Raw genomic sequence first — 14,891 nt, 5'->3', positions numbered from 1 at the left:
GTGTTGCGCAGTGTTAATTACCGCCTCTTTACTGACCAGCGGACTCACCCGCGCGTTAATCGATTTAGGCGCTTTTAGTTGTTTATTGATTTTATTATTTTGGCGAGACAATGGCAAAAAACAGCGCTCATAGGCGCTGTTTTTGTATAGCTGTTATCGTGAAATCAACGAGCTGCTAGTTCAGCAGCAGAATATACGCCAGTGAACTACTGCCGATAGCGAGCCATAGCAATACACCTAAAATTAGCGGTTTAGGCCCCGTGGCTTTCATTTTTTGAATGGTGATCCCCGCGCCAATCAAGAATAGACACACCACCAATACCCGCTTGGATACCTCAAAAATTGCCCCGTATACCACTTCTCCAGCAGGCACAAAGTGCGCAATGGCAATCGCTAAGCAGTAGAAGCCAATAAAGTAGGGAATGGCCATCTTATTCTTATCGCCTTTAAACAGCATGGCGCTAATCAGCGCGATAGGGATGATCCACAGAGCTCGTGCTAATTTAATCGTGGTGGCAGTCGTGAGTGCTTCATTACCATAGGCGGAGGCAGCACCGACCACAGATGAGGTGTCGTGGATGGCAATTGCGCTCCATACGCCAAAGTCATGTTGGCTCATCGATAGCGCATGGCCGATGGCAGGAAACACAAACAACGCGACAGAGTTAAGGATAAACACAGTGGCTAACGCGATAGCTGTTTGCTCGCTATTGGCTTTAATCGCGGGTGATACAGCGGCAATGGCGCTGCCACCGCAAATAGCGGTGCCGGAGGCTATCAGGTGGCCGGTTTTATGATCTAACTTGAGCAATCGGGTTAAGGCAAAGCCTAAGATCAGTGTGAGTGCAATCGAGCCAAGAATAAGGGGTAAATTTTGCAGACTGATACTGACAGCTGCGTCGAGTTGAATACCAAACCCTAAGCCAACAATCGAGTAAGCTAAGAGCTTCTTCGTCAGTGCGCCAAGGTGTATTTGATCCGGTGCCCAGCCAATACTGGCCAAGGTGAAACCCAAGATTAACGCCACAGGTGACGACACCATAGGTAATAAGCAGATGAGGCCTGCAATAATAAAGACGGCTAAATGAATTTTATTTTTGGGTTGATGTTGATTGTGGTTTTGATTCTGGGTTTGAGCGGTCATCAATTAGGGCTGCAGAAAAAGGCGGGTAGGTCTTAAAGTATAGCGCCTGCACCTGTTTTGATAAATTAAATACTGCTGACAGTTAGCGTAAGAAAAATTGAAGGTTGGAGGAAGGGGGAGAATGGTCCTAGGACAAGCTAAGACGAGGACGGGCTGCGACCTGCGAGGGCGTGACTGCGTCACTTCGAGAGCGCGACGATGTCGCTTCTAGGAAAAGATAGATCCTAGGTTCGAGGTCCTAGGTCCTAGGAAAAGCAAAGAAGGTAAAGCAAAGAAGGTAAAGCAAAGAAGGTAAAGCAAAGAAGTTCCGTGGGGCAGCTTTTGATGTGCTGTTATGCTTTTCCTAGCAGCCAACTTGTTGGCGTCCTCGCAGGTGCGTAGCACCGTTCTAGAACCTAGGTCCTTTTTTAAAGCCAAGACGGGCGGCCTGCGGCCTAGGGAACGTGACTACGTCACTGAAGGAACGCTGTGCTTACGGAAAAGCAAAGACGTTCAGTGAGGCTGCTTTTGATGTGCTTTTAAGCTTTTCCTAGCAGCCAACTTGTTGGCGTCCTCGCAGGTGCGTAGCACCGTTCTAGAACCTAGGATCTATTTTTAGATAACAAAAAAGCCGCTAATAAGCGGCTTTGTTATCTAAATTCTAAGAACTTATTTCGCAGTGCTGTGCATGCCTTCCCAAACGATTTGACGGTAACGGTCTGGGTTAGTGTCGCCTTCAGTGCTGAACAGCATGATAACTGCATCTTGGTCTAGACCAAGCTGAGTGCGGTATTCGCTGTACTCTTCACGGCTTGCTAGCATGTAAAGTAGGCCTAGAGTTAGTGCTCCTGACTCGCCGCTAACAACCTTAGTATCGCCAGCTAGTGGGTTACCAAGAACGCGCATACCAGTCGCAGTCACTTCGTCTTCAACTGATGCGAAGAAGCTGCTGCACTGCTTTAGGATTGGCCAAGTCACTGGGTTAGGCTCGCCGCATGCAAGACCTGCCATGATAGAGTTTAGCTCGCCAGTAACGGCAACCATTTCGCCTTTAATGCCTGAGTTGTAGATACAATCAGCCTTTGCTGGCTCAGCAATAATGGTCTTGAAGTTGTTTGCGCCAACTTTGTCAGCAAAGTAACCTAAAAGGCCGCCAGCCATTGCGCCAACACCAGCTTGTAGCATTAGGTGAGTCGGCTTAAGACCCATAGCTTCAACTTGCTCTTGCGCTTCAACAGCCATAGTCATATAGCCTTGCGAGATCCAAGTTGGGATCTTGTCGTAACCTTCCCAAGCGGTATCTTGTACTAGCATCCAACCGTTTTCAGAAGCGGTTTGGTTAGCAATACGTACGGTGTCGTCGTAGTTACAATCAGTAACGATACACTCAGCACCTAGATTTTTAATGCGAGTTACGCTTGCTTGTGATGAGCCCTTTGGCATGTATACAACAGCCTTTTGACCCATTTCACGTGCAGCCCAAGCTACACCTGTACCGTGGTTACCGGCAGTTGCAGTTGCGAAAACCAGTGGCGCGCTTAGTTTAGCGGCAACGGTTTTCATATCAATTTCGCTGATATCTACGTTTAAGTGCTCAGCTAGTTGCTTACCTAATGCGTAAGAACCACCAAGTACCTTAAATGCATTTAGACCGAAACGGTAAGATTCGTCTTTAACCAGAATCGCTTTAACGCCTAGGCGCGCAGCAAGCTGCTCTAAAGAGACCAGCGGAGTTGGCTGGTAAGCCTCGATCTGCTTGTGGAATTGACGAGTTTGTTCAGCGACCTGAGCCGTAAAAAGTTCAGAAGTCTCGCCGTTAAAGAAATCATTTTGAGTCAGCTTTAGCATGGTAACCACTATAAATGTTTGAACAAGAAGGGCTGCTGTCCATTCAACTTATTTAGAAGTAAATGGACAGTCAGACTGACTTAAATAGGCTGTTATTAGCCTAAATTTAAGTTATTTGATGAAAGCGATCGCTTCAACTTCTACTAGTGCGTCTTTTGGAAGACGAGCAGCTTGTACACAAGAACGAGCTGGAGCCGCTTCAGTACCGAATACTTCAGTGTAAACTTCGTTGAAAGCAACGAAATCTTCCATATCAGCTAGGAAACAAGTGGTCTTAAGTACAGTATCAGTACCTGCGCCAGCTTGTTCTAGAACAGCTTTAAGGTTGTTTAGAGATTGGAAAGCCTGTTCCTTAATACCACCTTCTACGAAAGCCATAGTTGCAGGGTCTAGCGGCAGCTGACCTGAGGTAAATACTAACTTGTCGAAAGCAAGTGCTTGAGAGTATGGACCAATTGCAGCTGGAGCATTTTCAGTATGGATTACAGTTTTCATAGCTTAGTTATCTCTGATAATTAGGATTTAAATTCACGGATGTACTTGTACACCGCATGCTTGGTAATACTTAAATGGTTAGCAACTATGTTAGTCGCTTCTTTTAATTCAAAGATGCCGTTGTCAAACAACACCTTAGTAATAGCTTTATTGCGGCCTTTTAGGTTGACATTAGGGTCTGCTTCTACCTCTGTTACCGCGTGGCTTAACGCTTGTTCAACCACATCTCCAGCCGATGAACTGAAGTTTTCAGTCATATCGAAACTGTGATGCTGTGACATGTCAGGCATCAAGGTTTTAATGATCTCTGGGAACGGGTGCGACAAGTTCATATTGACGCAAAACATACCAATTGGTTTGCCTTTCTCGCCTTGTAATATGCAGGTGCTCGACTTCAACATCTCGCCATCCTTGTTATTACTAAAGTAGCTCTTAGGTGTTAGCTCGCCCGTTTGTTCGTACTGGCGCAACATTTTTAAACCTAAGTCGGTTATCGGCGACCCTACTTTTCGACCTGTATGGTGACCATTAACAATCTTCACCACCGACTGCTCAAAGCTCTCTAAAGAATGGATTACGACTTCGCAGTGAGGCCCTATTAGATCGGCCATGCTTTCAGCTAAGTAGAAATAGCTTTGCAATAGCTGACGATCACTAGCTGTAAATTCCGTTTTAAATGCCTGTTCTGCCGCTTTAATCATTTTTTAGATTACTTTTGTGAACTATAGATGCTGTTATTGTCAACTTTTTGAGTCAACAATACAAGCCTTGAATCAACTTTATGTAACTATGGGACGTTTTTTTGCGGTTTTAAGCAAGTTAAATTTAACTATGGTTTAAAATATTTGACTTTGGTCATGATTTTTTTGTTTAACAGCATATCCTGAGTTAACAGATTTTGACTATGAGATATGCGTCACATTTTTAAATTCAGCAAACAGTATGATGCGCACCAAGTTAACGATAGTTGACTAAAACTGATTTCCGGTCACTTTAGTGACCTTTTGGCAAATAGGCCAGTTTGTGGGATGTGGAGATAAAAATGAAAAGCATATTACAGCGTGGATTTACAACAGCTGAATTTGAAATGCGTGCGACTAAAGCGCAGCAGAAAATGCGTGAGCTAGAAGTAGACGCGATTTTGTTAACTACCGAGCCTAACGTACGTTACTTTTCAGGCTTCCACACTCAGTTCTGGCACAGCCCGACTCGTCCATGGTTCCTAATCCTTCCTGCAGAAGGCAAGCCAATCGCGGTTATTCCAGAAATTGGTGCAAGCGGCATGGCGGGTACTTGGGTTGAAGACATTCACACTTGGGCTTCACCACGTCCAGAAGACGACGGTATCAGCATCGTTGCTAGCGTGCTTAACAGCCTTCCTTCACGCTTTGGCCGTGTAGGTGCAACCCTAGGTATTGAGTCTCACCTACGTATGCCAGTAGCTAACTACCTACAGTTAACTACTTTAATAAACAAAGAATTCGTTGACGTATCGCTAGCTGTTCATGAGCTTCGTCAGGTCAAGTCTGAAGCTGAGATCGAAAAAGTACGTGAAATCTGTCGCATCACTAACGTGGGCTTCGACAAGATCCCTGGTTACGCAAAAGCGGGTATGACGGAGCGTGAAATCTGTAAGCAGTTCGGTATCGATATGCTGATGGAAGGCGCCGATGAATGTCCATACATCATCGCAGGTTCAGGCCAAGACGGTTACGACAGTATTATCATGGGTCCAACTGACCGTGTAATCGAAGACGGCGACGTACTAATCATCGACACCGGTGCAGTACGTGACGGTTACTTCTCAGACTTCGACCGTAACTGGGCATTTGGCCACGCAAGTGAGCAAACTAAAGCGGCTTATCGTGCAACTTATGACGCGACTACTGCAGGTTTTGACGCTGCACGCCCAGGTAACACTACTTCAGACATCTACAACGCAATGTGGAAAGTACTAGAGGCTAACGGTGCACTAGGTAACGACGTAGGTCGTCTAGGTCACGGCTTAGGTATGGAGCTAACTGAGCGCCCGTCTAACACGGCAACTGACAATACACTATTAGTGCCAGGCATGGTGATGACACTAGAGCCAGGCATGGTTTACGCACCAGGTAAGTCTATGGTTCACGAAGAGAACATCGTGATCACCGAGAACGGTGCAGAGTGGTTAAGCAAGCGCGCTGAACCAGAATTATTGATTATCAAATAACTTTATATAGCCATTGATTTCTCCGGAGGGAGCCGGAGAAATCATTACTGAAGAGCATCTCATTATGATGAGTTTTGAAGCCTTTACCTCGTTTGAACAGCCGCTTGAGCACAAGCAGGCTCCAAGAATTAACCGCGTACATATCGGTCTAGTGCAGTTAAGTACAGACCACAGTCTAGAAATGGACTGGGCTAAGCTACTCGGCACACAAGCAGGCGTATTTAGCTCTCGCGTCTACTACTCAAGCGAAATGACCCCTGAAGCACTTGATCAAATCGCTAGCGGAATCGTTGAAGCGTCTGACTTGATCGCAACAGGTCTACCTATGGATGTGATGGCATTTGGCTGCACATCAGCTTCAATCATTATCGGCGAAGAAAAAGTCGCTGACTTATTGACTCAAAACCGTGGCGACATCCCAGCGACTAACCCATGGACAGCAGCAAAAGCGTCATTCAAGCATTTGAACGCGAAAAAGATTGCTGTGTTCTCACCATACCCAACCAGCGTTAACTACCCACTGTACCAGCAGTTAACTGATGCAGATTTTGACGTAGTAACACTCGGTTCATTGGGTATCGAACGCGATACCGACATCACTCTAGTGGCTAAAGAATCTATGTTCGCAGCGCTTGAGCAGATGCTAAAAGATTCTGACGCAGAATTAGTATTTATGTCATGCACTAACTTACGTGTACTTGATTATATCGAAGAGATCGAAGCGAAATTCGGCATTCCAGTTGTGTGCAGTAACTCTGCCATGTTCTGGCATGCAATGCACCTAACCGGCAACGTGGCTCAATGCCCAGGTTACGGCAAACTACTTAATAATCAGACAGCTTAAGCTGTTGACTACCAAATATAAATTGTTGGAAAAATAATAATGACTAATACACAAAAAGGTTGGATGGCTGCGATTTTCGTTGGTCTGTTGTGGGGTATCCCGTGGATTGTAGGTACACCGATCCTTGAGGTGATGGATCCTCAAGTACTTGTTTGGTTACGTTATACTGTTGCATTTATTACCCTAGGTTTGATTTTCAACATCGGTCTTGCAACGGGCAAGATGACTAAGAAAGCCGATTTCAAGCTTAACTGGGAAAACCGTAAGGACATCTTCTGGGCTGCATGTTGCGGTATCATTGGTCAAGGTTCTTTCAGCTTCCTATCATTCCTATCTTTGGATTATATTACTGCCTCTGAAAACGGCGTTATCCAAGGTTTGATCCCAATCCTAATCTTGAGTGTTGGCTTCCTGCGTCACGGTGAGCGTTTCACTGTTATGCAAATCATGTGTGCACTAGGTGCTTTCCTAGGTGTGGCGATTCTAGTGATGGACCCACAGTCTGAAACACAAGGTTTCAACATTGGTCACCTAATCTGTTTCGGCTCAGCAGCAAGCTTTGCAACCATGGCTTATGCTCGTGCCAAACTGGCTGACAAGTACGGTTCAGTTGCGACTATGTTCCACCAGTTTGTATTCGCTGCACTTGGTTTTGGTTTGTACCTGTTCGTTGTTGGCGCTGACTTTAGCTCTGCATTGAACGTGTTTAGCTCACCACTACGTATCCTATGTATCGTTATCTTAGGTGTATGTATTTCAGGTATGAGCTACCTAGTTTACATCTACGGTATGGAGCGTGTAGGTGTTGACGGTACCGGTATGGCGCTAAACCTAATGCCACTGTCTTCATTCATCCTAGCAGTATTTGCTCTAGGTGAGCAGGTAACACCAATGCGCTTAATTGCTATCGCTGTGGTTATTACTTCGATGATTGCCTTCATGAAACTTGGCAACAAGAACAAGGCAAAGGCGGAAGAGGCGGAAGCAGAGCTACCAATCGCACCTAAGCCATGCCGCAGCCAGTAACTGAGAGCTTCAGTTAGCAAATTAAATCAATTTTTATCACCGGTGACCTAGTCACCGGTTTGTTGTTATAAAGAGAAAAGCATATGAATATCGAACAGAAAGTTATTGAGTGGCGTCATCACATTCACCAGCACCCAGAGTTTGGTACCCAAGAGCACGAGACTGCAGCATTTGTAGCAGCTAAACTAGAAGAGTTTGGCATTGAAGTGCACACAGGCATCGGCGGCACTGGCGTTGTAGGTATCTTAAAATGTGGTGATAGCGATCGTTCAATTGGTCTACGTGCCGACATGGACGCCCTGCATATTCATGAAGAAAACACTTTCGATTACGCATCAGTAAATGAAGGTGCAATGCACGCTTGTGGTCACGATGGTCACACGGCAATGCTACTTGCTGCTGCCCATGAGCTGGCACAAACTAAGAACTTCGACGGTACGGTTTACTTCATCTTCCAACCAGATGAAGAGCGCGGCACGGGTGCTAAAGCGATGATCGCCGACGGCCTATTCACTCGTTGGAAAATCGACGGCGTGTACGCGATGCATAACCTACCGGGTATTGAAGCAGGTCACTTCGTGACTCGCCCACACTCAGTAATGGCAAGCGAAAGTAGCTTTGAAATTGAAGTACTAGCAACGGGCGGCCACGCGGCAATGCCACATATGGGGACTGACCCTATCGTTGTTGGCGCGCAAATCGTCACAGCAATTCAAACTATCGTATCGCGTAACCTAAGCGCGATTGATGAAACTGCAGTTATCTCGGTAACTGAGTTTGCTACTAACGGTACAGTTAACGTTATCCCAACTAAAGTGACTATCACAGGTGATACTCGTAGCTTTACTGATATCGCGTTAAACAAGATTGAGAAAGCCCTTGAGCGCGTCGTTGCGGGTCAGTGTATGTCAGCAGGCGTTGATTACACTTACAAGTTCAACAACAGCTTCTTATCGACTATCAACACCCCAGCTGAAACGGCTTTCGCGATTCGCGCTGCTGAGACAGTTGTTGGCGAAGATAAAGTTAACGGCAGCTGTCAGCCATTCACTATCAGTGAAGACTTCTCGTTCATGCTACGTGAAGCACCAGGTTGTTACATCCTAGTGGGTAACGGCGCAGGCTGTGGTTGTGGTAGCGTGGCGCTACACAAGCCAACTTACGACTTTAACGACAATATCTTAGTATCTGGTCTGAGATACTGGCAGACGCTGGTTGAACAGTGTTTGGCTAAATAGTTCGTTATAAACTATTTGCTATATATTGCAGGGTTTAGATTAAGGCTATGAGCTTAGGTTCATAGCCTTTTTTTGTTGCTTGGTTTTTGCGTCAAGCGCTCGCAAGGGGGGAGTTAGACTTCGTCTAACAACTAAGGTCGTGAGCTTCCAGCTCACACTCGGGCAAAAGGGGGGGCAACAGCTTCCCCCTCTTGGCCATTTCTGTAATAAAGAGTCCGAGCCGCCCCTAACGAAGTTGTTGATCCTCAGTCATTTTCGAAAATCGCTATCGCCTCATATTCGCCATCCCTAGCTCACCTAAGGCTACCTCGTCATCCATCCCTAGCTCACCTAAGGCTACCTCGTCATCCATGACTCGCTCACGCGCCTAATGTTTACAAGAGTTCTTCAATGACTTCAGCAACTCCGATGGGGATTGGTGTTTTCTTTGACTTCTAAGTAAAACATTTAGATATTTTAGGTATTGAAATGGAAGTAAAAAACCTAAACATTACGCTTGTCTAACCCGTGTAGATACGGCTGAAGCCTTCGGTTTCAGGGATGAAACCGTAGAGCTCACAGGGATGTGCTTGCAGCGTGCTTCGGCAGTGTCTGCACATGCGCTGGCCGCAGGCCATTGGAACCAATGATGGTGGCAGATAAACCAACAACGACCTAAGAATTAGTGAAGCAAAGGTTCATGCTTTGGCTGAACCTCTAGGTTCTGCACATGCACCGCTGCAGGCCATTGGAACCACTGGTGTGGGAAGCTACATCAAATGCAGCCTAAGCATTGGTGAGGTAAAGGTTCACTGTTTTGGCTGAACTTCTAGGTTCTGCACATGCACCGCTGCAGGCCATTGGAACCACAGATAGTCGATTTAAGTTCGGCTTAAAGACTACTCTAAGGTTCCAACACCTGACTCAACAATGGAGCCTTACTCCATTAGCTTAAGCTGACTTTTACCAAACTCAGTAGCAAACGGCAGTGCCTCTTGGGGACTGAGGGTGAATTCGTTTTCGCAGCCGCTGCCGTTGGGTGTTTCCCAAATTTCGATGCCTTTTGGGCTGAGGGTTAGGTAGAAATAGCCTGAACCATCAGAATTATCGCAATCTTCAAAAACTTCCATATCGGCAAACAACTTTTCGCGGAGAGCGGCTGGCAGTTGATGCTGCATTTCATCAAAGGCTGCGTCCTTGATAAACCATTGCCATGGGTGGAATGGATTGCCATCGCTAAGGTTGAAGCTGGTGAATGTGCGATTGATGCCGCCTGCGCCATAGCCTGCAGCCCAGCGGTAAAATCGCACGCTTAACCAATCTTGGTTAATAAAATCGATTTCAGCTCCGGTTTCATCTGCGATTGCTCGGCCTACTCGCGCTAGCATTCTGCGGCGGGTTTCAAAGGTTTTTGCAAGTTGCTGCTCGCTAGTCAGCTTTTGCTTGAGCCACAGATTAATTGCAGCTATGCCTGCTTGCTCACCTTTAAGCTCTAAGCCGATTTCTGCGCCATATGTTAGTTGGCGATAGCTAATCTGCTGAGATCCAGATAACTGATGATTAGCTTGGTCAGAAGTAGATGACTCAGAGTCTTCATTCTCAAATGGCTGCCATTTACCACGGCTAAGTTTTGGGGCTGTTTCTAGCGGCTGGTTGAAAGCGTCGCTGCTGCAATCATTGATGCCGTCTGGGCTGATTTGGCGTTCAAGCGTAATGGCTAACGATTTGCCAGAGGCAGACGGCTCGTTATTAAACCCTTCTTTATTAACCCCATCGGTTTTAAACCTCTCGGTTTTAAACCTCTCGGTTTTAAACCTCTCGGTTTTAAACCATAGCCCACTAAGTTGTTGCTCGCTGGTTTTATCAAGCTGCCAGAAGCCAGTTTGCTTGTCTTCTTGCCAATGGTTATCGACTTGCTCGAGTCTTATCGGCGTTAAATAGCGCTGATAGTAATAACTGCCGGTGCCGTATTCATTAAAGCAGACGCGGATTTTGCTTTTACCTAATGTACCTTGCCAGATCCCGCTTAAGTCATCTGCGGCGAATACAGGTAAAGCAATACTTGAAAGTAGTGAAGCTAAAATACAAGGCAACATCCGAGTGTACATAGGCCTGTCTCTGAAGGTGGCTGTAAGGGGGAAATTGGACTTAGTGTTAAGTCGTTATTTTTAGAGGCAACATTAACTGGTTAGTTATTTAAAATCAAAACGTTCCGTGAGTTTTGTAATCATGGTCTCTCTAGAAAGTAAGTTTTTAATTTACGCGAGCAAGACTAATTACCAAAAGCTGAACCTAGCTTAAGGAATTTCTTATATTTTGCGCGTAGGATCCCGCGCCTGCTGTTTTTGTTGCTTGCGAATCCCGTTAGCTAGCACAGAATAAAATTTAAGAGGAATCCACTTGAGCACTTTGTTTTTACCTAGCCGTATTGGCAGCATGACCCTGAAAAACCGTTTTGTACGCAGTGCGACTTGGGAAAATATGGCGACTGAAACAGGCCATATGACCGACAAGTTGTACGCTGTGTATGAAGAGCTGGCTAAAGGTGAAGTGGGGCTAATTGTCACGGGCTACGCCAACATCGTTGCCGAGGAAAAGCCTAATGCGGGCATGATGGGCATGTATGACGACTCGTTTATTGCCGAATACCAAAAGTTGACCGAGCTGGTACATGGTTATGACTCTAAAATAGCAATGCAACTGGCCTATGGTGGTACTAAGACCACTTACAATGTGGGTGAGCGAGTGATCTTTGCCCCGAGCGCTATTGCTGAGCGCGGTACCCAAACCATGGGTAAGGCGATGACCAAAGCGGAGATCGATTACATCGTAAAGGCGTTTGCCGAGGCGAGCCGCCGCGCACAAGAGTCGGGCTTCGATGGCGTTGAGATCCATGCGGCGCACACTTATCTGATCAATCAGTTTCTAAGCCCTTACTACAATCAGCGTCAAGATGAATACGGCGGTAGTCTTGAGAACCGTATGCGCTTCTTGTTGGAGATCTACGCTGAGATCCGCAAGCTGGTTGGCAATGACTTTCCGATTCTAGTTAAGTTAACTGCTTCTGAGTTCTTCGATGGTGGCTTAACCTTCGATGACACTCGAGCTATCTGTAAAAAGCTGGAAGCGGTTGGCGTCGATGCGATTATTATCTCTGGTAACATTCATGGTAATGCCAATACTGTAGTGGGTGAGACATTTGATGGTTACACCATACAAAGTGAAGGTTATTTCCGAGAGTACGGCGCTGTCGTGAGCCAAGAGGTGAATGTTCCGGTTATTACTGTTGGTGGCTTAGCGGATATTGCTGCTATTGATGAGATTGCTACTACAACTAATATTCAATATTTTGCTCTTTCACGACCACTTTTAGCTGAACCGCACTTAGTAAAGCGTTGGCAGGATGGCTGTATTAAAGAAGTCGACTGCGAGCGATGCTCAAAATGTCGTACTAAGCGCGGTAATTTCTGCGTGGTATATAAGAAGCGCTAAGTCGTCGATAATGTTGATGCCAATAATGGCTAATTGGCGTCACTCCTCCGGCAACTCATTAATCACTAAAGTCTGCTTCTAGTTTTGCTTGAGCATTTCAGTATAACCAAACTCCTAATTTCAGTTATCTTCATCATGAGTTTGTTAATTATATTAGATTCGGCCTATATTTAAATGAAACGCTTATTTATAGGTGTTTAGTGTAAGTGCTTTGGTGGTTGTTGCCGTTCCTATCTATCCTCATCGCTTGCTGTGGCGGGCTTTTGTTAACATTCGGCTGTTAATTGCTCGGCAAGTTTTAATTGCCTTGAACCATATGAGAACTGCGTCACAAATTGCGTTTATTCGCGATATAAGTTTGTCGACAGCAAGTTGAATTAACATTATTTTATCCTTAGTCCATATTAATCGTAATCTGGATAACTTTCGAGTGTTACAAGACTCACAAAAAAAACCGTTCACACACATTATTCATACTCTTTCTCTCAGTAGAAAACCCGTCTGACGTTCTCAGTACGGGGAGCAGTCTGTGGCGTGCACTTAATTAAATCTGTGTTTAGGTTGTTACGGATAATAAAAATGAAAAAACACTTCGAGCTTATCGATAAGCCGACATTTTTCGGCGCATTAATGCTGCTTTGTGCTGTTGTGATCCCTTTGCTGATATTTCCAGAGGAAGGGGCTGAGTGGATTGCAGTCGCTAAAACATTTATGACAGACAAGCTGGGCTTTGCTTATTTAGGCCTAGGTTTGGCGGCATTTTTCTTCATGATCTATATCGTTTTCTCTGATATCGGTCAGATCAAACTGGGTGATCCTGATGAGAAGCCTGAGTTTGCGTTGGCGTCTTGGGCGGCAATGCTATTTTGTGGCGGTATCGGTGCCAGTATTTTGTACTGGGGTACCATTGAGTGGGCTTACTACTATCAAAACCCACCATTCCAGTTAGAGGCTGGCAGTGAAGAAGCGGTACGTTGGGCGGCCACTTATGGTCTGTTCCACTGGGGACCGATCGCTTGGTGTATCTATATGATCCCAGCTATTCCAATTGCCTATTTCTTCTATGTGCGTAAACAGCCTGTACTTAAGGTATCTGCTGCTTTAATGCCTGTTATTGGTGAAGCCAATAGCTTTGGTAAACTAGGTAAAGTGATTGACGTACTATTTATCTTCGGTCTATTGGGCGGCGCAGCAACCACACTAGGTTTAGCGGCACCACTTATTAACGAAGGTATTAGCTACCTATTTGGTATTCCTGCAACGACTGGCAGCCAGATTTTAGTATTGATGGTCTGTACCGGTATCTTTGCTTACTCGTCTTACATGGGTATGGACAAAGGCATTAAGATTTTAAGTAACATTAACTTCTGGGGTGCCTTAGGTTTACTGCTGTTTGTATTAGTTTGTGGCCCGACAATCTTCATGTTGGAAACTGGCTTAGACTCTATCGGTCGTATGCTATCTAACTTCTTTGTGATGGCGACCTGGGCTGAACCATTTGGTGGCATGGGTACCTTTGAAGATACTCATTTCCCACAAGACTGGACTATTTTCTACTGGGCATGGTGGTTAGTATTTGCGCCAAGTATGGGTCTATTCGTAGCTCGTATTTCTCGTGGTAGAACGATTAAGCAGATGGTATCTGGTGCGGTGTTCTTCGGTTCACTAGGTTGTTCTATGTACTTCATCATTCTAGGTAACTATGGTTTATCACTGCAGTTGTCTGGTCAATTAGATGTGGTGAGCATTCTTAACGCCGAAGGCGCAACCCGTGCCATCTTCGCTATTTTAGAAACGCTACCGTTTAGTACCTTGATCATCGCACTGTTTACCTTGCTATGTGTGATTTTCACCGCGACAACGTTCGACTCTATTTCTTACATCTTAGCGTCAGTAGTACAAACTAACGTGACCGAAGATCCAATGCGTTGGAACCGTCTGTTCTGGGCTTTTACTCTATCATTTATGCCTTCGGCACTGATGTTTATGGGCGGCTTGGCAACATTGCAAACAGCGGCAATTGTAGGTGGTTTACCGCTATTGGTTATTGCAGTAATGCTGATGATCTCAGGCGTTAAAGCGGCGATGTTAGATTTAAGTCATCAAGATAGCTATGTGGATCCGGTGATCAATATTTCAGATCTACCAGATGTTGATCCATGGAGTAAAGAAGGTCAGGCACTGGCACGTTTTGAAGGGCTACGTGATAACGCAATTGAAGCGGCAGAACTTGAGCGTGAAGCCAACGATGCAATCTGGATGCTGAAAAAGCAATTGCGTAGAGAAGCATTAGCTCGTGGTGAATCGAGTGTTGAATTAGGTGATGCACCTGATGAGATTATCGAGCAGTTACGCCAGTTAACCGACGACTCGATGAAGGCTAAAGAGGCTAAGTTAGAGGCGTCACAGCTGGCACAAGAAGCGCGAGTTGCCTTTGATACGCTTATGCGTGAGAAGGAACAAGAGGAAGCCTTACAAGCTCAAGAAGAGGTTAAGCAGGCTATTCAGGCACGATTGAATACCCCTAGCTAATTGTTTAATGGCTAATGCTTGAGAATGGATTTTCAGGCATTAAGCGACAAACACTAGGCACAAAAAAGCCGCTTAATAGCGGCTTTTTTATTGCTAATGATTCGA

The 14,891-nt window shown here is 45.6% G+C and carries 11 protein-coding genes; 6 read left to right on the top strand and 5 right to left on the bottom strand.

All coding sequences use genetic code 11. The features are described 5' to 3' along the window. Positions 1–175: 175 nt before the first annotated feature. The 4 genes from Q1A86_RS03435 to Q1A86_RS03420 form a co-directional block, all read right to left on the bottom strand. On the bottom strand, positions 176–1,144 hold the full coding sequence (locus Q1A86_RS03435; protein ID WP_299802893.1) for a putative sulfate exporter family transporter: 969 nt from the start codon (positions 1,142–1,144) through the stop codon (positions 176–178). A gap of 648 nt (positions 1,145–1,792) precedes the next feature. Beyond that, the gene (locus Q1A86_RS03430) at positions 1,793–2,971 is read right to left on the bottom strand and encodes a diaminopropionate ammonia-lyase (protein ID WP_299802891.1); all 1,179 of its coding nucleotides are present in this window, start codon (positions 2,969–2,971) and stop codon (positions 1,793–1,795) included. Between the two features lie 111 nt (positions 2,972–3,082). Beyond that, entirely contained in the window at positions 3,083–3,466 is a 384-nt protein-coding gene (locus tag Q1A86_RS03425) for a RidA family protein (RefSeq protein WP_299802889.1), read from the bottom strand. Between the two features lie 20 nt (positions 3,467–3,486). Next, positions 3,487–4,167: a PAS domain-containing protein gene (locus Q1A86_RS03420; protein ID WP_299802887.1), complete on the bottom strand. Its 681-nt coding sequence runs from the start codon at positions 4,165–4,167 to the stop codon at positions 3,487–3,489. 341 nt (positions 4,168–4,508) lie between these two features. On the opposite strand from Q1A86_RS03420, the gene Q1A86_RS03415 reads away from it, so the two are divergent. From Q1A86_RS03415 to Q1A86_RS03400, 4 genes are all read left to right on the top strand, one after another. After that, a complete protein-coding gene (locus Q1A86_RS03415) occupies positions 4,509–5,675 on the top strand; it encodes a Xaa-Pro peptidase family protein (protein ID WP_299802885.1) in 1,167 nt (388 codons plus the stop codon). 64 nt (positions 5,676–5,739) lie between these two features. Beyond that, entirely contained in the window at positions 5,740–6,519 is a 780-nt protein-coding gene (locus Q1A86_RS03410; RefSeq protein ID WP_220782605.1) for an aspartate/glutamate racemase family protein, read from the top strand. A gap of 39 nt (positions 6,520–6,558) precedes the next feature. Then, positions 6,559–7,545: a DMT family transporter gene (locus Q1A86_RS03405; RefSeq protein WP_299802878.1), complete on the top strand. Its 987-nt coding sequence runs from the start codon at positions 6,559–6,561 to the stop codon at positions 7,543–7,545. 83 nt (positions 7,546–7,628) lie between these two features. Beyond that, a complete protein-coding gene (locus Q1A86_RS03400; RefSeq protein ID WP_299802877.1) occupies positions 7,629–8,783 on the top strand; it encodes a M20 aminoacylase family protein in 1,155 nt (384 codons plus the stop codon). Between the two features lie 917 nt (positions 8,784–9,700). Here the strand turns inward: Q1A86_RS03400 and Q1A86_RS03395 are convergent. Beyond that, positions 9,701–10,870, bottom strand: coding sequence for a hypothetical protein (locus Q1A86_RS03395; RefSeq protein ID WP_299802876.1), 1,170 nt, complete (start codon positions 10,868–10,870; stop codon positions 9,701–9,703). A gap of 292 nt (positions 10,871–11,162) precedes the next feature. On the opposite strand from Q1A86_RS03395, the gene Q1A86_RS03390 reads away from it, so the two are divergent. Together Q1A86_RS03390 and Q1A86_RS03385 are read left to right on the top strand one after the other, a co-directional pair. Continuing rightward, a complete protein-coding gene (locus tag Q1A86_RS03390) occupies positions 11,163–12,254 on the top strand; it encodes an NADH:flavin oxidoreductase (protein ID WP_299802875.1) in 1,092 nt (363 codons plus the stop codon). Positions 12,255–12,833: 579 nt separating this feature from the next. Continuing rightward, complete coding sequence (locus Q1A86_RS03385) at positions 12,834–14,786, top strand: BCCT family transporter (RefSeq protein ID WP_299802874.1); 1,953 nt, start codon at positions 12,834–12,836, stop codon at positions 14,784–14,786. Positions 14,787–14,891: the final 105 nt, after the last annotated feature.

The organism is uncultured Shewanella sp., assembly GCF_947497935.1.
GTDB lineage: Bacteria > Pseudomonadota > Gammaproteobacteria > Enterobacterales > Shewanellaceae > Shewanella.
The sequence above is the reverse complement of the archived record's forward strand: the minus strand, read 5'-3'. Positions and strand labels throughout refer to the sequence as shown.

What these genes read in the sequence shown, in the direction of transcription:
- Q1A86_RS03425 (WP_299802889.1), bottom strand. Translation starts at nt 3,466, where the DNA reads ATGAAAACTGTAATCCATACTGAAAATGCTCCAGCTGCAATTGGTCCA.
- Q1A86_RS03430 (WP_299802891.1), bottom strand. Translation starts at nt 2,971, where the DNA reads ATGCTAAAGCTGACTCAAAATGATTTCTTTAACGGCGAGACTTCTGAA.
- Q1A86_RS03395 (WP_299802876.1), bottom strand. Translation starts at nt 10,870, where the DNA reads ATGTACACTCGGATGTTGCCTTGTATTTTAGCTTCACTACTTTCAAGT.
- Q1A86_RS03400 (WP_299802877.1), top strand. Translation starts at nt 7,629, where the DNA reads ATGAATATCGAACAGAAAGTTATTGAGTGGCGTCATCACATTCACCAG.
- Q1A86_RS03420 (WP_299802887.1), bottom strand. Translation starts at nt 4,167, where the DNA reads ATGATTAAAGCGGCAGAACAGGCATTTAAAACGGAATTTACAGCTAGT.
- Q1A86_RS03385 (WP_299802874.1), top strand. Translation starts at nt 12,834, where the DNA reads ATGAAAAAACACTTCGAGCTTATCGATAAGCCGACATTTTTCGGCGCA.
- Q1A86_RS03410 (WP_220782605.1), top strand. Translation starts at nt 5,740, where the DNA reads ATGATGAGTTTTGAAGCCTTTACCTCGTTTGAACAGCCGCTTGAGCAC.
- Q1A86_RS03435 (WP_299802893.1), bottom strand. Translation starts at nt 1,144, where the DNA reads ATGACCGCTCAAACCCAGAATCAAAACCACAATCAACATCAACCCAAA.
- Q1A86_RS03415 (WP_299802885.1), top strand. Translation starts at nt 4,509, where the DNA reads ATGAAAAGCATATTACAGCGTGGATTTACAACAGCTGAATTTGAAATG.
- Q1A86_RS03405 (WP_299802878.1), top strand. Translation starts at nt 6,559, where the DNA reads ATGACTAATACACAAAAAGGTTGGATGGCTGCGATTTTCGTTGGTCTG.